Origin of the sequence: Phormidium sp. CCY1219 (assembly GCF_035615515.1) — a bacterium.
In the GTDB taxonomy this organism is placed as follows: Bacteria; Cyanobacteriota; Cyanobacteriia; order Cyanobacteriales; family Laspinemataceae; genus CCY1219.
Window position 1 is genome coordinate 1 of record NZ_JAJENT010000739.1, and the last position, 20,821, is coordinate 20,821.

General features: G+C 50.2%; 18 protein-coding genes and 1 pseudogene. 10 read left to right on the forward strand and 9 right to left on the reverse strand.

What is annotated here, in order from left to right; all coding sequences use genetic code 11:
• Positions 1 to 643: 643 nt before the first annotated feature.
• Both LKK83_RS22385 and LKK83_RS22390 read right to left on the reverse strand, forming a co-directional pair.
• Positions 644 to 1,234, reverse strand: coding sequence for a hypothetical protein (locus LKK83_RS22385; protein WP_324633582.1), 591 nt, complete (start codon positions 1,232 to 1,234; stop codon positions 644 to 646).
• Positions 1,235 to 1,289: 55 nt separating this feature from the next.
• Entirely contained in the window at positions 1,290 to 1,559 is a 270-nt protein-coding gene (locus LKK83_RS22390) for a hypothetical protein (RefSeq protein WP_324633583.1), read from the reverse strand.
• A gap of 377 nt (positions 1,560 to 1,936) precedes the next feature.
• On the opposite strand from LKK83_RS22390, the gene adhE reads away from it, so the two are divergent.
• The 3 genes from adhE (at position 1,937) to cbiD (ending at position 7,751) form a co-directional block, all read left to right on the forward strand.
• Positions 1,937 to 4,642, forward strand: a complete 2,706-nt coding sequence (adhE, locus tag LKK83_RS22395; protein WP_324633584.1) for a bifunctional acetaldehyde-CoA/alcohol dehydrogenase — start codon at positions 1,937 to 1,939, stop codon at positions 4,640 to 4,642.
• Positions 4,643 to 5,483: 841 nt separating this feature from the next.
• Entirely contained in the window at positions 5,484 to 6,359 is an 876-nt protein-coding gene (locus LKK83_RS22400; protein WP_324633585.1) for a tetratricopeptide repeat protein, read from the forward strand.
• A gap of 291 nt (positions 6,360 to 6,650) precedes the next feature.
• A complete protein-coding gene (gene cbiD / locus LKK83_RS22405; RefSeq protein ID WP_324633586.1) occupies positions 6,651 to 7,751 on the forward strand; it encodes a cobalt-precorrin-5B (C(1))-methyltransferase CbiD in 1,101 nt (366 codons plus the stop codon).
• A gap of 30 nt (positions 7,752 to 7,781) precedes the next feature.
• Here the strand turns inward: cbiD and LKK83_RS22410 are convergent, their stop codons facing one another.
• Complete coding sequence (locus LKK83_RS22410; RefSeq protein ID WP_324633588.1) at positions 7,782 to 7,994, reverse strand: hypothetical protein; 213 nt, start codon at positions 7,992 to 7,994, stop codon at positions 7,782 to 7,784.
• A 47-nt stretch (positions 7,995 to 8,041) separates the two neighbouring features.
• Positions 8,042 to 8,815: a hypothetical protein gene (locus LKK83_RS22415; protein ID WP_324633589.1), complete on the reverse strand. Its 774-nt coding sequence runs from the start codon at positions 8,813 to 8,815 to the stop codon at positions 8,042 to 8,044.
• 458 nt (positions 8,816 to 9,273) lie between these two features.
• Here LKK83_RS22415 and LKK83_RS22420 point away from each other — a divergent pair, with 458 nt between their 5' ends.
• Complete coding sequence (locus tag LKK83_RS22420) at positions 9,274 to 9,960, forward strand: slr1658 superfamily regulator (protein WP_324633590.1); 687 nt, start codon at positions 9,274 to 9,276, stop codon at positions 9,958 to 9,960.
• 403 nt (positions 9,961 to 10,363) lie between these two features.
• Here the strand turns inward: LKK83_RS22420 and LKK83_RS22425 are convergent, their stop codons facing one another.
• On the reverse strand, positions 10,364 to 11,872 hold the full coding sequence (locus LKK83_RS22425) for a family 10 glycosylhydrolase (RefSeq protein ID WP_324633592.1): 1,509 nt from the start codon (positions 11,870 to 11,872) through the stop codon (positions 10,364 to 10,366).
• A 500-nt stretch (positions 11,873 to 12,372) separates the two neighbouring features.
• Positions 12,373 to 12,768, reverse strand: a complete 396-nt coding sequence (gene psb27 / locus LKK83_RS22430; protein ID WP_324633607.1) for a photosystem II protein Psb27 — start codon at positions 12,766 to 12,768, stop codon at positions 12,373 to 12,375.
• Positions 12,769 to 13,135: 367 nt separating this feature from the next.
• Here psb27 and gpmI point away from each other — a divergent pair, with 367 nt between their 5' ends.
• Both gpmI and secG read left to right on the forward strand, forming a co-directional pair.
• Complete coding sequence (gene gpmI / locus LKK83_RS22435) at positions 13,136 to 14,734, forward strand: 2,3-bisphosphoglycerate-independent phosphoglycerate mutase (RefSeq protein ID WP_324633593.1); 1,599 nt, start codon at positions 13,136 to 13,138, stop codon at positions 14,732 to 14,734.
• Between the two features lie 131 nt (positions 14,735 to 14,865).
• Positions 14,866 to 15,096, forward strand: a complete 231-nt coding sequence (secG, locus tag LKK83_RS22440; protein ID WP_324633594.1) for a preprotein translocase subunit SecG — start codon at positions 14,866 to 14,868, stop codon at positions 15,094 to 15,096.
• 156 nt (positions 15,097 to 15,252) lie between these two features.
• Here the strand turns inward: secG and LKK83_RS22445 are convergent, their stop codons facing one another.
• Both LKK83_RS22445 and LKK83_RS22450 read right to left on the reverse strand, forming a co-directional pair.
• Positions 15,253 to 15,597 (reverse strand): zinc ribbon domain-containing protein, encoded by a 345-nt coding sequence (locus tag LKK83_RS22445; protein WP_324633596.1) that lies wholly within the window; start codon positions 15,595 to 15,597, stop codon positions 15,253 to 15,255.
• Positions 15,569 to 15,970 (reverse strand): transposase, encoded by a 402-nt coding sequence (locus LKK83_RS22450; protein WP_324633597.1) that lies wholly within the window; start codon positions 15,968 to 15,970, stop codon positions 15,569 to 15,571. Before LKK83_RS22450 ends, LKK83_RS22445 begins: the two co-directional genes overlap by 29 nt.
• A 51-nt stretch (positions 15,971 to 16,021) precedes the next feature.
• On the opposite strand from LKK83_RS22450, the pseudogene tnpA reads away from it, so the two are divergent.
• The 3 genes and pseudogenes from tnpA to LKK83_RS22465 form a co-directional block, all read left to right on the forward strand.
• Positions 16,022 to 16,286, forward strand: a pseudogene (gene tnpA, locus LKK83_RS22455) (IS200/IS605 family transposase); the annotation flags it as partial.
• Between the two features lie 979 nt (positions 16,287 to 17,265).
• The gene (psbP, locus tag LKK83_RS22460; RefSeq protein WP_324633598.1) at positions 17,266 to 17,808 is read left to right on the forward strand and encodes a photosystem II reaction center PsbP; all 543 of its coding nucleotides are present in this window, start codon (positions 17,266 to 17,268) and stop codon (positions 17,806 to 17,808) included.
• A 267-nt stretch (positions 17,809 to 18,075) separates the two neighbouring features.
• On the forward strand, positions 18,076 to 18,723 hold the full coding sequence (locus tag LKK83_RS22465; protein ID WP_324633608.1) for a Maf family protein: 648 nt from the start codon (positions 18,076 to 18,078) through the stop codon (positions 18,721 to 18,723).
• Positions 18,724 to 19,055: 332 nt separating this feature from the next.
• Here the strand turns inward: LKK83_RS22465 and LKK83_RS22470 are convergent, their stop codons facing one another.
• Positions 19,056 to 20,060: a glycosyltransferase family 2 protein gene (locus LKK83_RS22470; RefSeq protein ID WP_324633599.1), complete on the reverse strand. Its 1,005-nt coding sequence runs from the start codon at positions 20,058 to 20,060 to the stop codon at positions 19,056 to 19,058.
• A 483-nt stretch (positions 20,061 to 20,543) separates the two neighbouring features.
• Here LKK83_RS22470 and LKK83_RS22475 point away from each other — a divergent pair, with 483 nt between their 5' ends.
• Positions 20,544 to 20,666: a hypothetical protein gene (locus tag LKK83_RS22475; RefSeq protein ID WP_324633600.1), complete on the forward strand. Its 123-nt coding sequence runs from the start codon at positions 20,544 to 20,546 to the stop codon at positions 20,664 to 20,666.
• Positions 20,667 to 20,821 lie beyond the last annotated feature (155 nt).

Sequence of the window (20,821 nt, forward strand, 5' to 3'; positions counted from 1 at the left end):
TTACAGTTTGGTTGGCCTGAGTCCGTCAGCTTATCCATACCCATTACAGGTAGGCAGAAAGCTTCCTCCTCAATCTCGCCCCGACTAAGACTTGCGCTTACACTTGTCACTACGCTCTGGGGTTCGATGGCGTTCCAGAGGTGGGGGTAAAACAGTTGCAGGAACTCTGGAAAGAAGGTGGATAGCAGTTCTTTGAATAGGCGATCGCGATCGATCGTGGGGGATTGAGTTAGGGTTGAATTGTGTTATACAGTATCATTTTTGTAGGGATGGGGGAATTAGTTTGTTATCAATTGTTTTTATCTAGAAGAGCGGAAATTGTTTATTTGATTGGGGTGGTGCGTTACCCCTGATATTGGATTGGATTGTCCCAGTGGGAATTGGCGGCGGGGGTAGGGCACCCTACGGGGTTTATTTCTGTAGGGTGGGTTTGAGTCTTTCTCCCCTGGGCGTAGGGAACCGTTGCCTTGCAATACAGGAGCGCCAATCGTTGCTTCTCGCATTGAGAGGGGTGAGACTGCTGGCTAACGATCGTGGAAGGCCGCCAAATATTGGAGATGGGTGGGGGTTTCTCTTGGCGATCGCTTATGCTTTCTCTTAACTCACTTTAAATAGTCGGGTCTGAGGAGAAGCGATCGCGGATTTATTCCCTGTCGAAGCCCACTTCTGCCAAAGCGCGATCGAGGGAGTTTCTGATATGGAGATAGCTCGCCCAATCGCGCAAGTAACCAAAGTCTAACTCGTCATTTTTTACCTTAATTATCCACAAGATATCGTCCCATAGTTGCCGCTCTTGCTCCTGGGTAGCGCGATACCGTTTAAGTTTAGCTAGCACCACATCTTCTAGGGCGGGAAACCGCAGCGATCGCTGAGGATTAATGGCAACCGCCTTATGAATATGTCGGCTAAACATAGATTGAGAAAAGCGGTCATCTTTGAGGAGTAAAATTTGGATTTTACTGCCTGTTGCGGGATGGAATAAAGTAAAATCAGACTGAGAAGCGATCGCATTGCGGGCGGCGGCCTGATTCACCTGAAATTTCGGGGTAACTCGATGCACAAATTCCGGAAGTTTTTCTAGGCGTAAATCGGCGATAAATTCTATTTTAGCAGTTTTCAGGTATTCGCGCCAAATGGAGCTAGCTAATTCGCTACTGGCGACATAGGGAATCACCAGTTCTTCAAAAATCTCTGCCACATCTAGGGCGAGGTCGAGGGGATTGGTAGAACTCAAGGGTTACAGATTCTCCAACGCTACAATATCGGCCACCGAGAATAATTGTAAAGCGTCAGGGGAGAATTTGGCCAGAGCGATCGCGCCATTGTGGTGGTGGGGGGAGGCGAGGGGTGCCCTTTCCCGAGGACCCCCGGTGGAGGAGAAGCCCTATCCCCTCCCGGGGGACAGAACCGGTGCGGGGGGAAGCGATCGCCTCGAGACATTCTGCAGCAGCGATCGCGATCGGGGAAAAATTTAATACAAATTTTAACTTTTGGCCCAGAGTCAGGCTGACGGTGCGGGAATACGGCGATCGCGACAAAATCTTTCGGAAATTCTTCATCTTAACCCCCTGTTGCACCCGGTTTCACTTAGGTAGAATAGAACACACTGGAGGCAAAAGACGCCAAAAAAAAATCCCAGCTCCAGGCAAAATCGGCGAATATTTTGTATTATAGAAAATAGCAATCCAAGAAAAGAGATTTTCAGGGGGTTTATCGCCGTCGAGGCCACTCATCTGTTCCTTATGATAGATGAATGACCGAGACCGGGTTGCAGAAACAGCAGCAATCGCTTTTACTCGATTGTGTACTGGCATACAAATCTCAAGCCATTGGCAACAGACACCGACTGCACCAGTCATCTGAGAGCCTACTGGAAAAATCGGTTAGAGACGCTCTAACCCCTCTATCATGTGGTAGTCAAAACATAGGAAAAAACATGAACCTCAAAGTCACGAATCCAGAAGAACTCGAACAACTCATCGGACGAGTGAAAGCGGCGCAAGAAGAATATGCGAACTACAGCCAAGAACAAGTAGACCAAATTTTCAAGAAAGCCGCACTCGCCGCCAACGCCGCCAGAATACCCCTAGCCAAGATAGCGGTAAGCGAAACCGGGATGGGGATCGTAGAAGACAAAGTGATTAAAAACCACTTTGCCTCCGAAATCATCTACAACAAATACAAAAGCGAAAAAACCTGCGGCATCATCGAAGAAGACAAATCCTTTGGCTTCCAGAAAGTAGCCGAACCGGTGGGAATTCTTGCCGGGATCGTCCCCACCACCAACCCCACCTCCACGGCAGTTTTCAAAGCCCTGTTGGCGCTAAAAACCCGCAACGGGATTATCTTTTCCCCCCATCCCCGGGCGAAAGAATGCACCAAAGAAGCCGCCCGCGTGGTACTCGAAGCTGCAGTGGAAGCCGGCGCACCGGAAGGGATTATCGGCTGGATCGACGAACCCAGCGTGCCCTTGTCGCAACAATTGATGCAGCACAAAGACATCAAACTAATCCTAGCCACCGGCGGACCGGGAATGGTGAAAGCGGCGTATTCTTCCGGACATCCCTCTCTCGGTGTGGGTGCGGGGAACACCCCAGCAGTCATCGACCAAACGGCACATCTGAAAATGGCCGTCTCCTCGATTATCCTGAGCAAGACCTTCGACAACGGGATGATCTGCGCCTCCGAGCAATCGGTGATAGTGGTCGATGAGGTGTACGATCGCGTGCGACAAGAATTTCTCGATCGCGGAGCTTACATCCTCTCGCCGGAAGAACGGGAAAAACTGGCCAGCAAAGTCATCATCAACGGACGTTTAAATGCCGAAATCGTGGGTCAGTCCGTACAAAAACTGGCACAATTGGCGGGAATTGAAATTCCCGAAAGCACCCGGGTTCTGATTGGCGAAGTGGATGCGATCGGACAAGAAGAGCCATTGTCCTACGAAAAACTCTCTCCGATTTTGGCCATGTACCGCGCCAAAGACTTCTCCGAAGCGGTAGACAAAGCCGATCGCCTGATTGAATTTGGCGGGCGCGGACATACCGCCGTCCTTTATACCGCTCCCCACAATAGCGAACACATCCACCAATTTGAAGCCCGGATGGAAGCGGGGCGCGTGTTGATTAACACCCCCTCCTCCCAAGGTGCGATCGGCGACCTGTACAACTTCCGCTTAGACCCCTCCCTCACCTTGGGTTGCGGCACCTGGGGAGGCAACTCGATCAGCGAAAACGTCGGTCCGCAGCACTTGCTCAACGTCAAAACCATCTCGGAACGGCGCGAGAACATGCTCTGGTTCCGGATCCCGCCGAAAGTTTACTTCAAATACGGATCCTTGCCGATCGCCATGCGCGAGTTAGCCGGCAAACAACGGGCCTTTATCGTCACCGACAAACCCCTATACGAGTTAGGCGTCACCAGCACTCTGGAAGAAGTCCTCGACGAAATCGAGGTCAAATACGATATTTTCTTCGATGTAGAGCCAGACCCCTCCCTGACCACGGTCAATAAAGGACTGGCGCAGATGAACAGCTTCCAACCCGACGTGATTATCGCCGTGGGAGGCGGGTCTCCAATGGATGCGGCGAAAGTCATGTGGCTGATGTACGAACATCCCGAAATCGATTTTGAAGGCTTCGCCACCCGCTTCATGGACATCCGCAAACGGGTTTACGAATTGCCCCCATTGGGCGAAAAAGCCATGATGGTGGCCATTCCCACCACCTCCGGCACCGGTTCGGAAGTGACCCCCTTCGCCGTGGTCACCGACGATCGCACCGGCATTAAGTACCCCTTGGCTGACTACGCCCTCACCCCCAATATGGCGATCGTGGACCCCGAGTTGGTCCTCAATATGCCCAAGAAACTCACCGCTTACGGCGGTTTGGATGCCCTGACTCACGCCCTGGAAGCTTACGTCTCCGTCTGTGCGTCCGAATATACCAACGGCTTGGCCTTAGAAGCCATTCGCCTGCTGTTCAAATATCTGCCCTCGGCGTATAAGAACGGCGCGAACGACCCGAAAGCCCGGGAAAAAGTCCATTACGCCGCCACAATGGCCGGGATGGCCTTTGCCAACGCCTTCTTGGGCGTCTGCCACTCTCTGGCACACAAACTCGGCTCTACCTTCCACGTGCCCCACGGCTTGGCCAATGCCCTGATGATTTCTCACGTCATCCGCTACAATGCCACGGATACGCCATTTAAGCAAGCGATTTTCCCGCAGTATAAGTATCCGAATGCCAAGTGGCGCTACGCTCGCATCGCCGATTATCTCCACCTCGGCGGCGAAACCGAAGATGAGAAGGTCGAGAACCTGGTAGAGGCGATCGACAATCTGAAGCGCGAGTTAGAAGTTCCCATGAGCCTGAAAGAAGTGCTCTCCGATGAGGATAAAGCCTTCTACGAACAAGTGGAAGAAATGGCGGAACAAGCGTTCGACGACCAATGCACCGGGGCAAACCCCCGCTATCCCTTGATTCGCGACCTCAAGGAACTCTACGTTTTGGCTTTTCGCGGTTGCCGCATCGATTCGGCATTGTATCATCAAGAGTCTCAAGAAGAGGTTCTCGCCGGCAACGGTTACGATACCGTCACCGATGAGGTTCAACCGGTCATCGCCGAGTCGCAACCCTCGTAATTTGTATCCCTAGCCTCCCCCGCCACTCGGGGTGAGGCGTCCGCACACCATAGCCCGCCCGCGCGGGCTTTTTTTGGTGCGCCTCCGGTATGGATTGCGATCGCTTCTGGGGAAGGAGAGGCGCTATGGGCTATGTACCGCCTACCGCCAGACTTATAGGACAAGTCTCTCCTAGGATGCTCTCGGGTGGAACCTACCGCACTTTTGGCTCGCTCCGCACCCACTCTGTGGTGGGCATTGCCTACCCTACAATACTGTGTGGTGGGCATTGCCCACCCTACAATACTGTGTGGTGGGCATTGCCTACCCTACAATACTCGGCATCAACTGTGTGATGGGCATTGCCTACCCTACAATACTCGGCACTAACTGTGTGGTAGGCATTGCCTACCCTACAATACTCGGCACTACAATACTAACTGTAGGGTGGGCATTGCCCACCCTACAATACTTTCGGCTCTCTCCGCACCCACTCTGTGGTGGGCATTGCTACAATACTGCTTGTCAGTGGGTGACACTGCTTTGTAATTAAGGTTTACCTGCATCATTCTGACGGAAAAACGATATAATATCTCTGAGTTGGAAATCGCCACGGTGGGGGTGGGGTGAACTGAGGAATTAACCGGACAAGTGGGAGGGTCGATTGCCCTGGATCGATGCGATCGCTGCAATTTTTTGGGTCGCTAGACTTGACAAATGAGATTTTTTGTGGTAATAAGGCGGAGAAAAATTTAACGGGCAGGATAGCGATCGCCATCGGTTGAATGGGTAAATTGTACGGAAAGGCTCGATTTATGTTATCCTACTCAACATCATCTTCAAAAAGTCTGCCAAAAGAAAGATGCCAAAGTTCACAAACTGTGCTAGCCAGCTAGAGGTTGAGTTCTTGTTTCGCAAGGGACTGCAACTGAGTGCGGCAGGAAATTATGCAGATGCGATCGCCAGTTACGATCGCGCCTCTCGCTTAAAACCCGACGAAGACGAAATCTGGTACTGTCGCGGAAATGCTCTGTACAATCTGGGGCACTACAATATGGCGATCGCCAGCTACGACGAAGCCCTCGAATGGAATCCCGGATTTTACCAAGCGTTGAACAATCGTGGCAATGCTCTGGACGACATCGGTTGCCACGAAGAGGCTGTCGCCAGCTATGACAAAGCCCTGCGACTGCATCCGGATCGCTACCGCACCTGGAACAATCGCGGGATAGCACTGGTGAATTTGGGGGACTACGAAGGCGCGATCGCCAGTTACGACAGAGCGCTGGAATTCAACCCCGACTACTCCCGCGCCTGGTATCATCGGGGTCTGGCATTCAAAAATTTGGGCCTGACTGACAAAACTCTCGCCTGTTACGACAAAGCGATCGCCGTGCAACCGGATTTTTACGAAGTGTGGAACAATCGTGGCAACACATTGTTCCTGATGCAGCGCTATGATGAAGCAATCTTCAGCTACGATCGCGCCGTGGAAGCTTCCCCCAACTATCACTGGGGATGGTACAATCGCGGTATCGTCTTGCAAGAGCTAAACCGCAATGAAGAGGCGATCGTTAGTCTGGACAAAGCCTTAGCCCTTGACGCCAGCAACGCCGAAGCTTGGTACTATCGCGCTTTGGCTTTAGAATGTCTCGGCTGTTCCCGCAGCGCCGAAGCCAATTACAATCAAGCCTTTGAGCTAAAACCCGACCTCGACATTTCCTCAAAACCCGTTTAATCGATCGCAGACGCACAGAAATCCGGGATTTTCCGCAAAATCCCGCCATCTTCCCAGAATTTTCTATGGCTAATTTTCTAAATACAAGCCCCGCACCCTAAAAGAGTCGGGCTAAAAATGCGAACCAAGCTGCTCCAACGCGAGCTAATTACTTCATTTTTCACCTCGTTTGTACCTCGTTTCCAGCATGAGCTGGAAACGAGGTACAGGAGGCTACGCTTTTCCCGAACAAAAGAATTTTTCCCCTATTTATCTCGGGTTTCTCATTGACTTTTTATTATTGTTTTTTTTATGGCTCGCACCGGTTACACCTTACCCGTTTTTGCCGTCGCAGCGGCTAAAGCAGCATTAATTCATGTAATAGAAAAAAGCGACAATCTAAATGCGATCGCCGTTGATTTAATCTCCGAAACTGCCGAAATTCCGATTCACCAACTGGCCCGATTGGAGAGCAATTCTGCCTTGGGCATTACCCTCAGCGACCCCGGGGACAATCTGGATTTAACGCGCGATACCCCGATTTGGGCTTGGGTGAAACTAGCCCCGCGAGAAAAACAGCCGTTAGTGTTAGAAGGCGGCGAAGGATTGGGGAAAAGCAGCACTGGAAAAGCGGCGATTTATAAATTTGCCCGCCAGTTATTTGACGCCAATTTATTGCCCCTGATTCCGGAAGATAAAACGGCGATCGCGCGGATTATTTTACCCCAAGGGCGACAATTAGCCAAACGCACCTCCAACGAAGCCTTTGGGATTTTAGAAGGATTGGCATTGTTAGGAACCAGCGGCATTTCTCAACCGCTTTCCGCAGCAGATCATTTAGAAGAATTTCGCCACCAATTGCAAGAAACCGTGCAACACTCCGCCGATTTGGTGTTTTGTTTGGGCAACAACGGATTGCAAGTCGCCAATCGGCTACAGCTTCCCGAAACTGCGATCGTGCAAACCGGAAATTGGATTGGGGCGCTGCTAGTAGAAGCGGGATTGCGCGGCGCAAAATCAGTGTTATTAGTGGGATATCAAGGGAAACTGATTAAATTAGCCGGCGGAATTTTCAACACCTCCAGCCATATTGCCGATGCTAAATTAGAAATTCTCAGTGCGGCGGCGGTGAGTGTAGGAGCCGATATTCCCACCCTGCAAGCGGTGTTAAATGCCCCCAGTGCCGATCGCGCTTATCACGAATTGGTCAAACGCGGATTCGCCGACCCCGTATTTGCCCAGTTAGCGGAAAAAATTAGTGAAAATGCCCAGCAATACCTGCGGAAATATGGCGATCGTACCTTAGAAATTGGCACCGTTTTATTCGATCGCCGAGGCAAAATTATCGCCCAAAATGCCACCGCCAAACAGTTGCAAGAGCGGATGAAAACCCCTCCCCCGCATCCCAGCTAAATCCCCCGGGCTTTGAATTGTATGTTGTTATCACTTATACTCAATATTCTGCCTTACATATAAGCCATTGTTTGCCCCCAAGGCTTTGTAAATTAAGTCCGCGTAGGCAGACATTGCCTTTGCCTCGGCGATTTCAATCCCCCGCTTTTTATGGGGTTTGATGAGAAGCGGTGCGTCACCCCCGCCATTGGTGGATATGCGCGATCGGGTGGCGGGGTTGACGCACCCTATGTCCTCCACCAAAGGACAAATGACCAATGACCAATAACCCGACGGTGCGCCACCACGATTTATTCCTCTCTCAAGCGCGGTTCTAGTTGCGGTTCATCGCCTATGTCTGGGTGGATTTCCCGTTGCATTGCCTCTTCTAACCGTTGTAAATCTAAAGGAGACAATTCCATGATAATTTCTCGCTCTTCGGGGGTAAAAGAGTCGGGAGTTTGGGAAAAACATTGGACATAATTGTACAATAATTTTAAGGCAGGCAATCGAAAGGGATGGTCGTTGGGTAATTGAGTCAAGTCTTTCAAGGCTTGTCCTTGGACTTTGCTTTGTCCGAGAAGTCTCAGCCAAAGGGTTTCCTGGGTGCGCGGGAGTTGGTGAATCGCGGCGATCGCGGTTTTAAATCCTGAGGGAAGGAAATAAATCCCGGCGCTCCAATTTTCTCGGTTTTCTGTGGCTCCAAATCGCCTTAAGAGGGCGGCTGAAGCGGTGGGCGTCAGAATCCACAAGTGAGGGAATTCGGACTCAGGGACTCGGGTATGGCTGCGGTTGGCTTGTCGGTTGAATTCAGCATAAAATTCAAAAGCGGTAACAATGCACTGGCGAACTTCTCCATCGGATATGGAATGGAGAAAGACTGCAAAAATTGTAGATTTTGCGGCCATTTTTCCCAAGGTTCCTAAAGAATTGAGAGGCATGGGGGAGGGGCCATTCGGGGAAAAGAAAACCTGAAGAGGTCTGGGGTCGGGGATGAGTTCTTGCCGAATGTTGATGGTTCCATATTTATGGAGTAGCTCTGTGAAATATTGTTTGTGAAAGGGCTGGTGGGCAAAATGTTTCATGGAAAGTTATAGTGAGGGTGGATTAAAATGGTATTTTATCTTGCGTGTTGATAGGGAATATGGGGGGAATACTTGTGGCATAGAAGAGCGCGCAAATGAACTCAATCCGGTGTCGAATCGCAGCCGGATTTTGACCGCCCGCCCAGAGGGTGGTGTTGGCGGGGGATCAGCCCCTTCGTTGAAGGTAAGCCCCTTTTGTGCGATGTTTCCCCTATCTGGAGCGCCGAAGGCTTCATCGGCTGGTGGCGCTTGGGTCTTGTATTGCATTCCCCACCCCAAAAAATGTATGATGCGATATGACAATCAAACGGGGGGCGCACATGGGCGTATCCAGGGTGAATCTGAGACGGGAAAGGATTGTGACAGTTGTTTACCGATGGTGCGTTGCCCCTGTAGTGCGATCGCAAGGGTGTTTCTCCAAATTACCCGCTTTGTTGTTCGTAGAGGAGTTAGAATGAATGATTAATCTGCCCAATGTTCGAGCGCTGGTTATCGGACATCCCGACCTCGCTCGCCATTTGTCCCCCCAGAGTCCTCGCAATATGAGTCAAATATTTGCTGATTTTGTCGAAGAAATGCCCCCCTGCACGGAATACTTAATTCTCGCCTGTTCCCCCAGTTCCCTGCCCCTGAAGCAGCGATGGCGTACCAATGGGCTTTCCGCAGATTTTCTCGCCGACTACGTAATGACGTTCTTTCCCGGGGGCGATGAAGAAGATTTGCGGATTGAAAAACCCGAGGAGATTCGCTCATCAATTAGCTACATCGTGAATGAGTTATTAGAAAATGCGATGAAATTTAGTGATGAGTCCTCTCCCTATCCGATTACCGTTCAAGTTTATTTATACCCCGAAACCATTGCGATTATCACCCATCACGGCATCACCCGCCAACAACGAGCAACATTAGAGGCGTTTATCGAGAATTTGCAGAAGTCAGATCCGGCAGAATTGTATTTCCAGCAGTTGGAGAAAAATGCCTTAGAAGACAGTAGCGATTCGGGGTTAGGCTACTTGACGATTCTTAACGATTATAATACGAAACTCGGTTGGAAATTGGAAACCATTACCGAACCCACAGAAGCGATCGCCCTGACCACAATGGTACAATTGTCTGTATTGCGAGACCAACATACTGTCTGGTGAATTTCCCGGATTACCCCCTAAAATCTCACAAGTGGACTGACTTTTGCTCCCTAGAGGGAGTATAGAGGCCATCGCCTATATACTGCTTTTCATACTTGGTTAGAGATGCGTCCGAACCCCGCTTTTGTAGAGATGTGGATTTATCGCGTCTTTCAGGGGACTGGGGGGCACCAACCGAGAAAGTAGGGTGGACAACGGGTTGCCTACCCTATCCGTGAGTTAAGTGCGTCAGTCTTGCTATGCATTATGTAACAGAGACAACCTCAACAACCGGATGGAGGAGCGCCACCGATTGGCAATGGAGAAAAATATATCATGCAGCCATTTAGGGAAATCGAAAACCCGGTTTTGGGAAAAACCGGGCTAAGAAAGTGCCAGAGAAAAGGTTAGCTGTTGCCACGCACTAATTTAATTCACAGAATTTGCGTTCGCGATCGGAATCCGGTTCTTGCCAAGAATAGGCAAAATGGCTCACCGAATTAATCCGAGAAGAATAGCGACGCAGGGCATACATTTGGTCTTCCAAAGACGGACGATTGGTCACCTCTTGATTCCAATCTCCAGCCAAAGCCGGAATCACCTGAGTCCCTTCTGGAGCCATCTGCAAAACCCGTTCGATTTGCTCCATAATGCAGGCGGTTTTACCACAATTAGCATAAGCCATTGGATGCCACTGCATTGAGCTTGGGAAGCGATCCCAGGGTTGCAGTCGAGAATCGAAGCCCCCCTCACCCACGGGACGATTGCCCCCGGGGAAAAACACCGCGCCGCCGGGAATATTTTGCTCCTGGACGCGATCGTAAGCCAAAGTCAGAAAATCGATAATTCCCTGCACCGCGTGAGCCACGCTCAGATACCACAATTGCCACTGCATTTCCGGAAGGCGTTCCGAGGGAGTGCCCAAACTCTTAGAAGAAGACACGGTGCGACCTTGCCAGAGCGCCTGTGCTTCGTCCGGATAGAGATTATCCACCGCTTCAATATCCTCAGCGGTAATGTATCCTTGGGTGACATAGCGGCGGATCAAATCGCGACCCTTTTCGTTGAGACCGCGTTGGAAGAGGGTTTGCTGAGACGCTTCGCTGTAGATCCACAAATCGAACGGTTTAGTAACCACCGACGCCGTACCGACCCCGCGCAGGTAACGCACGTAGTCAAACAACATGCCATCCGGTTGGCGCTTGAGGAGTTCATCCACCATCGTGGCGTAATCCCGGCGAGCGATCGGGCTGTAGGGGTCTACAAACACGTGATTGGCGTGACTCGCCCCCACATCGTGCAAGCCGGCATCTTGATTCACCGTCAGGGTGGTTTCCCCCTCACCATTGCGCGCCAAAGCCGCTTGTCGGTCGGGTAATTGGGCGTAGGTATAGCCAAAATTCATGGTAAATAGCCATGCATAGACCTCTAGACCCCGATCGCGACCTTTAGCGATCGCCTCCGCCAACAAGTCCACGGTTTCATACCCCGGGATGCGAAGTACCGAAGGCCACGCCGTGGGATTCTCAGCTTGGGGAAGCAGCACTCGGCCATCGTAAAACACTTCCACATACACTTGGTTGTAGCCCTTATTCACAATTTTATCCATCAGGGCCTCCAACGCGCCCGGTTGGGCGTCGCAGGGATATAGGCGCAACCAGAGAGCTTGATTTTGCGGCCAAGTGCTGCTGCGGCACTCCTGTAAGCGAGTTGCTTCCCGTTCCAGAAAAGCCTGATAGCGGTCTTGTGCCTGGGAGTCGCCGGATAAAGCGGCTTGGCGCAAGGATTCTTTTTCTGCGATTTCCCCGGGAGAAGCCAAACAGGATCCCTGGACCTGAGCGCCAGCGGGTAGGCTCCACAGGGGGAAACTGGCGATCGCGGTGAAAGCGCTAGCCAGTAAAGCGCGAGATAAATGCTGCCAGTGAAGGGTCATTGCTCTTTGAAGTTGAAAACAATCGATCGGACCGATAGACATGCGGTTCGAGTACAAAACGCCATTTGAGTAAACGACACACTCTTCATCCCTGGGCCTGGTTTTCCGATGGAATGGCGGGCACTCAACCTTCGGAATCTGCTGAGGGTGAAACTGACAGGGGGTCTCGGCGATCGCCCGGGAGAGAACAGACCAAGCCACAGAAAACCGCAAATCATCTCTAATTGAATCGCCGATTTTCCGCCCGATGCACAAGCACTCCAATGGTCTGGAATGGCGAGCGAGCGTGACGACATCCCTACAGGGTGCCAGTTTCATTGCCCTTGCATCCCAGCTTGAAGAAAATACATCTTGAGTTTAATATTCCCCAAATGGGGAAGCCGCGCGATCGCGCCAAAAAATCTCCTCCGGAGAAATACCTGCCCTCAGAGACACCCGGGGCAATCGCACCCCACCCAGGGGCGATCGCCGGAAAAAAGCTCCTCATGCAGGCAGCGCGCCTAGGCCCCTCGCTTCAGCGCCGATTCTACCTGCCGGAATTCCTGTTCTAGCCGATTTTTTAACTTTTCGGGGATCGGACGGTTCGGATAAGAATTGTAATGTCCGGCGAGATTGTTCAACGCGGTTTGCATGGTGGTAAATGACGGCAGCTTAGACACGGAAGAATCGCGCCGATAGCGGGCAAAAAATTCGTTAATCTTCTGACGCGCATCTGCCTGGGCTTCTGCCTTGGTGGGTGCATCTTCTGGCAATTCAATCGCCGTTCGCAAGCTATTGACCAGCGCCAGGGTGTCCTGGGAATAGTTGCCGCTGAGGCTTCCGGCACCAGAACAGCCCACTAAGGCGATCGCCAGTACCAAAACTAACGCGAACAAACGAGATAAAAAGCGCTTTATCGAGATCATATGAACCAAATCCTGACATCAAAATTACCGTTTATCCTATCTTGGATTCGATCCCGGCGCGCGATCGCCAAAAAATATTTTTCGGAGGCGATCGAGGGGTCTGTACCCCGCCATCCGGCACAGATGCCAGCACTCATCCGCCTTTCGCTTCCACTCACCCCCCGGGGAAAGTCCCCGCCTCTGCCACGACCGAACCCCAGATATCCCCCCTCCATCCCGCGATTCTTGGAGTACGATCGAAAAACTAAAACATCTCTCTATCCTACCTCTATCAGGTGGAATTCAAATAAATCATTGGAGGATTTGGAGGGGGATGTTATTATTGCAAAGAAATCACAAGCGTTTATGGTGAATGAGTATGGCACAAGCACCTGTGTCTCCAGTGGTGCTAGTCATTTTAGACGGTTGGGGCTATCGTGAATCAACCGACGGAAATGCCATTGCCGCTGCCAAAACTCCCGTGATGGACAGCCTTTGGGCCGCCTATCCCCACACGACCATCCGCACCTCCGGTAAAGCCGTGGGACTCCCGGAAGGTCAAATGGGCAATTCTGAAGTCGGCCACATGAATATCGGCGCGGGACGAATCGTCAAACAAGAACTATTGCGGATTACTGATGCCGTAGAAGATGGTTCTTTGTTGGAAAACCCCGCTCTGGTAAAGGTCTGCCAGGAGGTGAAAGCCAATGGCGGCAAACTCCATTTGATGGGTCTTTGCTCTGAAGGTGGCGTCCATTCGCATTTGAGCCATTTAATTGGATTGCTCAAACTGGGAAAAGCACAAGGCATTTCAGAGGTTTGCATTCACGCAATTACCGACGGTCGGGATACTTCACCCACTGAAGGCGTCGAAGCCATCGGCAAAATCGAAGCGGCAACTCGCGAGATCGGTGTGGGACAAATTGTCACGATTAGCGGTCGGTACTACGCGATGGACCGCGATCGCCGCTGGGATCGCGTACAAAAAGCATATGACGTGATGACGCAAAATGGCGAAGGAGATGGTCGCAGTGCCACGCAGATTCTCCAGGATTCCTATGCCCAAGACATCACGGATGAGTTTATTCTCCCGATTCGGGTGGGACCGGGAGCGATCGAAGCCGACGATGGGGCGATTTTCTTTAATTTCCGTCCCGATCGCGCCAGACAGCTAACTCACGCTTTCGTCAGTCCGCAGTTTGACAGCTTCCCTCGCGATCGCATCGAACCGCTCTCCTGGGCTACTTTTACTCAGTATGACCCGGAATTGCCGGTATTGGTGGCGTTTGAACCGCAAAACCTGAATAATATCCTCGGCGAGGTCATCGCCCAACGGGGTCTGCGTCAGTTTCGCACCGCCGAAACGGAAAAGTACGCTCACGTGACCTATTTCTTTAATGGTGGCTTAGAGGAACCATTTGAAGGAGAAGACCGCGAGTTGATCCCCTCTCCTATGGTGGCCACTTATGACAAAGCACCGGAAATGTCCGCAGAAGAAGTTACGGATGTGGCGATCGCTGCTTTTGAAAAACGCCTGTACTCTATGGTGGTTATCAATTACGCCAATCCCGATATGGTCGGCCATACGGGTAAAATTGACGCCTGCGTAACCGCGATCGAAACGGTCGATCGCTGTCTGGGTCGATTGTTGCAATCGATTTCTCAAGTCGGCGGCACCGCTATTATTATCGCCGATCACGGCAACGCCGAGTACCTGCGCGACGAACAAGGCAACCCCTGGACCGCCCATACCACTAATCCCGTGCCTTTTATTCTGGTAGAAGGTGAAGGGGCAAAAATCCCCGGGCATGGTACGGAAGTGACTCTGCGATCGGATGGTTGCTTGGCAGATATCGCTCCGACTATCCTCGATATTTTGCAAATTCCCCAACCGTCTGAAATGACTGGTCGCTCTATGATCGTTTCCGCCGGCTTGAATGTGGAAAAGCTTCCCGAACCGGTGCGAATTCCTCTCTAGCAGCAATTTGCTGTAAAATCTCTTTCCTGTTGTCCAATGTCGTTTGTCTCTCGTTTTTGACAAATGACTGAGGACACTTGACTTTTGCACCTTTCCTCTGATTCGCAAACAATTCACTCAGGTTTTTCACAATGAAGCTTATCGATATCCTCGAAATTGCTTGGCTGATATCTGCCCTCAGCTTGATTGTTTTGGTCTTGCTCCATAGCCCTAAAGGAGATGGAATTGCTGGCATTGGCGGTCAAGCTCAGCTCTTTACCAGTGCCAAAAGTGCAGAAACCTCCCTCAACCGCATTACCTGGATCCTGACAATTCTGTTTATGGGTTTGACGGTGATTTTAAGCGCGGGATGGGTGGGATAAATTTCTCGAGCGGCAGGTCTGTTTTGACTTCAAACCACATTGACGCTCTTTGGTCAAATTTCTAACCCCGATTTCATCTCGAAATCGGGTTTTTAACTTGCTTCGCAACAACTCTCTCTTGACTTCTCCCCGGTCTAAAGACACGGGGATTCTTTATTAAGCAGTCCAGAAATGAACTCTTAAAGGCGTAGTCAAAGCGCCTCTACTTAGTTGACTCAAGTTAAGCTTGAGCCTTCCAGATACTTTTCTCAAAATATTTGCTGCACCGTTACAATCAGCATTCATTAAATAGCCAGCAGCAGATTGATACAAACCTCGTTTAATACGTTTTCCAGAGGGTTCCCCGTTTTCGGGTTTTTCACCGTAGATTGGGAGAAAGTCATTATCTAAAAACGACGCTTTCGAGGTATAAAATTCTTCAGTTTCTACAAATTGCAACCCATATAAATTGCAGAGTTGTTCAATTCTGTTTTTAATACGAGCCGTAGGAATTTGTAACAACAGACTTTTGATTATTTTTAGCCCCTAATTCAATGGATTGTTTTTGACCTTTATTCCACCCAAAAACCACTGTGCCAATTCCATGTTTAAGGCAATGGTTTATGATTAATCCTGCTGCTTTATTAACAGCATCCCGCATTTGGCGATTACGTTTTTCGGTGATAAGAGCTAACCTTTTAGACCAAAAGCCTTGGGGTTTATTTTCTTTGATTGCAGCAATTTGCTTGTTGTACCACTGATTTTTAGACTTGAGATTTTTCCCATCAATAATAAAACTTTTACCTTTGGTATCTACACAAGTTAACCAGTTATTCAAACCCTGGTCAATAGAAAGCGCTTGACCAGCGTCTAACTTAACTGACTGAGTTTTCATTTCATAGACAAACTCGGTGTAAAAATAATATTGGCAGCTATTTTATCAGAAGTTGCCACAGAAAAAGGTTGGCTAATTAAAGGGTTAGAAATAGCCCCGGACTATGTTCATGTATTGATTGGTAGAGCATGGGTCCGATGTAGCCATTCACAAAATAGTTAAAGCTTTAAAAGGCAGGTCATCGAGACTGTTGAGACTAGAATTTCCTGAGTTGTGCAAACTACCAAGCGTATGGACTCACAGTTATTTTTATGACACTACGGGGAAGGTGAGTACCGCTAAGATTTGGGAATACATTAACGACCCTCATCACGGCGGTTTCAACCGCCGTTCGCTTTTCCGCCCCGAACTAAAGTTACGGGGCTACCAAGCTCTCGTCTTTTCTCCGTGTAGGGTTTGCCCTACGCGAGGTTTTCACTCTCTCCCCCGCCTAGGGAAGCACCACGGTTCGCCCCCCAATGCGAAAGCGATCGCTTTTCGGAAACGGGTTAATTTGTCATTATTTTTTTTAGTAAAATCCTGGAAAACCTGGGGAAATTTTTGGGTTGCCATTAGTATATCACATTGGGGGCAATGCCAACTCTACAAGTCTGGTGGTGGCAAGAACTGGCGGTGGGCAATGCCCACCCTACTATATATATAACATATAGCAAGCCGCTTTTTTTTGTGAGGCAACCCTGCCCGATGGTAGTGGCACCGGAGGGAGTTTATTGCCCCTTTCTCGAAACCGATTTTGGGCTTACCCACCGCCGCAGAGGGGGCTGGTTTTTCGCAAACTCGAGCCGGGAAGGGATCGAGGGGTTGGGGGTTGCGATGGATCCCATGCAGGCAGAATGGGCGATCGCCCTCCTTGGCGGTTGGGGGCAATTTCACCCCCGGATTGGCAAACCGTTGGCAGTTTTGGGGTGGGAATCGAAAAGAATCTTTTGCCTACCCTGGGTAGCAACGAGAAATCTTGCCCCTCTCCCTGCCCATTTTAATCCGCCTAAATAATAATTGCAAAAAATTGAACCTGCGCTATAATAATTAACAACCCAAAAAGGAAATTGAAAGCTAAAACAGGGTGCATTTTTTTTCGCTTCAAACCGTCAAGTTTTTAAAAAATTCATCTAACGGATAAAAGACCCGAAACCCTTCCGGCCAGACTCAGGGAAGCGCGGGATCCCGGAAAAAATCACTGCAATTAACGACATAAAAGGCTCCCGGAATGTGAGAATAAGAGAGCGCCTAGAGATTGAGATGGCCAGAAAAGACCCTGGCACTCATCCAAGTTATGTAGGAAGGAGAACGGACAGATGCTCAAACGAATTGCCACCCTAGTGGTGTTAGTCGCGACATTGATGCTGACCAGTTGTGCTGTGTCAGCCACCAGCGGACTGAAAAGCCATGTGGATAGCTACCAAGGATATGAATTCCTCTATCCCAATGGCTGGGTGCCCGTGAAGGTAGAAGACGGTCCGGAGGTGGTGTACCACGACTTAATCGAAACCACCGAAAATGTAAGCGTAGTGGTGAATCCGGTTCCGGAGGGCAAAACCCTCAGCGACCTGGGCACCCCCACAGAAGTCGGCTACAAACTTTCCAAAAACGCGATCGCCCCTCCCGATTCCGGGCGCGAAGCGGAATTAGTCAACGCCGAAGCGCGAGAAAAAGGCTCGAAAACTTACTACGAACTAGAATATGCAGTGAAACTCCCCAACCAAGCGCGGCATAATTTAGCCAGCGTGGCGGTCAGTCGGGGCAAACTCTTTACCTTAAACCTCTCGACTCGCGAAGAGCGCTGGGGAAAGCTGCAAGGACAGTTTAAAACCGTGGTGGATAGTTTCTCAGTCTATTAGAGGATCGGTGTCGTTTTAGAGAAAGCAAACTTGAAACCGGGTTTTTGGCCGCAGTTGTTGCGAAGCAGGTCAATGGTTTGCGAAGACAGCCGGTTTCAAACCGCTACTGAACCGACGCCCTCGGACTTCTCGAACATCATCTACTCATCAGTCATCCCCAGGGATGACTGGTGAGGCGCACAGTGAGGTAATGAAAAACCACACTGTGTTACCCATCTGCGGAAAAATACAGAAACCTTCGCCAAGTAAACAGAATCAGGGATGACTATGGGTACACCTGCATTTGTATTAGGCTCAACTTCCCCCGCCCGCCTGCGTTTGTTGCAAAGCGCCGGCATCGAACCGATTGTTTGTCGCAGTGACTTTGATGAATCTCAAGTGCAGTTAACCGATGCGGTAGCGCTGGTGAATACCCTGGCGCAGCGAAAAGCAGAAACCGTGGTGGCCAAGTTTCGACAACCGGATCGATCGCCAGAGATAGATGCGGCGTCTTCGTCACCGGTGGTGGTACTCGGATGCGATTCGGTGTTGGCCCTAGAGGGGGAAATTCACGGCAAACCGGCCAATCCCTCAGAAGCGATCGCCCGCTGGCAGAAAATGCGCGGTTCGGTGGGCGAACTTTATACCGGCCATGCTTTACTCGACGTGGCCCGCGATCGCGCCGCCATCCGCTGCCAAATGACCCGGGTTTATTTCGCCAATATCAGCGATCGGCAAATTGAAGCCTACGTGGCCACCGGGGAACCCCTGCGTTGCGCCGGTTGCTTTGCCATTGATGGCCGAGGCGGCCTATTTGTGGAAAAATTAGAAGGGTGTCACACCAATGTGATTGGCCTCAGTCTCCCCCTGCTGCGGCAAATGCTGGGGGAACTCGGCTACGATGTCACTGACTTTTGGGCCTCGGATCCGCAGTGATGCTCGGGGCAACATCCCTCCTGCTTCTGAAGATTTCACGGTCAGCTTGAAACGAAACGCGACCTTGCGGGAGTGCCTGCGCGTTATTGCCACTGGGTTTGCCTTCCATAAGGATGACCTCCCGAAATCCCCTCTCTTGCTCCTGGCAATTTTGGCACTGAACGGATGAGCGATCGCTGGTTCGGGGGATCTGGGATTGGGAGGGGCGATCGCCTCTCCCAATCCCCCTGTCAATTCACCCTGATGCTGACTCGGATGCGGTATCCTCTGGGTCAGATCTGCCCCTTGAAATATCGCTCTTTTTGCTACTCTTCCTGCGAACCGGATATAATTTACCACTCGACCATTGCATACCCTTTGTTCCGCTGATTTCTCCCACGCGGGTCGTTGTTTTTCTGCATCGTGCCAAGGCGAGTCACCACATAATTAGAGAAGCGCCGGGACGTGCATCGCAGCAACATCCACTTACTCAAAACCCGCTGCACTTTTCTCTGAAATAAAATTTTCGGATTTAAGCGAATCGCCTGTTGCAATTTTTCTCCGGCTAGCTTAATTTTATCATCATCCGGCGTATGATTAATGCACAAACGGGCAAGATACTGATAGGTATTCGCCAAACTTTCCGGTTTCAGGTGTTGCAGCTCTTCTGGCGCATCATTAAAGGCGCGATCGATAACCAGCAAGCTGAATTTTTCCATCACATCTACCTTGGATGCCATTGAAGTGGCGGACTGACGGTAGAGAATTTGGTACTTTTTCACCAACGCAAAAGGCCATTTTGCCGCTACCCTCAGCCAATATTCCCAATCTTCAATCGATTTTAAATTGCGGTCGAATTTACCCACAGATTCAATCGCGGTTTTGCGAAGCATGACGTTTGAGCCAGAGGTAATGAAGTTACCCACCAACAGCTGAGGATAAATCTCTCCTTCAAACTCTACCGGATAATCCGGACTAAAGTTTTTTCCGTCGCTATCCATAAAGCTCGTCCAGCTATACGCCAGTCCCGCTTCTGGATGCTTTTGCAAGGCTGCCACTTGCAATTCTAGTTTATCCGGCGTCCACAAATCATCCGCATCGATAAAGGTAATAAATTCCCCCTGAGCGCGATCGATGCCGCGATTGCGCGCTTCTGGCAATCCGCCATTTTCATACGAGAACACTTTCATCCTCGGTTCGTCAATGGTATCGAGTACCTCTAAGGTATTGTCCGTAGAACCATCGTTAATCACAATCAATTCAAAATCCCTAAATGTTTGCTTTTGAATCGAACGAATGGTTTCTAAAATTGTATCGGAAACATTATAAGCTGGAACAACTACAGAAACTAATGGCATAATAAAATTTTCCTCTTCGTTAAGCACAAACCAATTTAACGTTATTCCCTACCCCTTAAACCTGGTTAAAGGCGATGTAAATTACCCAGTTCTATCGAGGGAAATGTAAAGCATAACCCCCCCCCGATATCCACTCGCGTTCTCATGGTTACTGGGTATTTATGCGAGTGGCTGGCTACCCATTACTGGGCTATGCTATAATGGTCGAACGTCATTCACAAACGAGGCCACCGCAGGATTGTAAGGTTCAATTTACCTTTCCTCGGTTTATCCAGTAATTCCAATGGTAAACATGGCTTGGGTTTAGGATATAACCAAGCCAATTAATCCGATAATATTATGAGTATCAATCAAAATTGGCTCGCCTACTGACCGATTGTCAAGGAGTCCGGGATATAACGTTTCACTATTATTATGTAATCACAATTGTAAAGCGCGAGGTTGCCAAATTGGCAATCCTTTACAATTCTTAAGAAAACGGCAGTGCGAGAACTCGTCGGCAGCGATCGCCACCCAAAATTAGCCCAAAGGAGGAGTGACATCGGAGGCGATCGCTATTTTTTGCTTCCCATTCCCGCTTCCCGATTGCTTCATTTGGGAAAATAAAGTCTTACCAAGCCCCTCCCTTTAGGGATGGGGTTCCTGACCTACCTTTTCCCCTATCTCTTATGCTACTAATCTACCACGACTGAATAATCAGCGCATCTTCCCGTTGACATAAACGAATCCCCATCCAACTTCTCTACCGAAAGAGGCGCTGG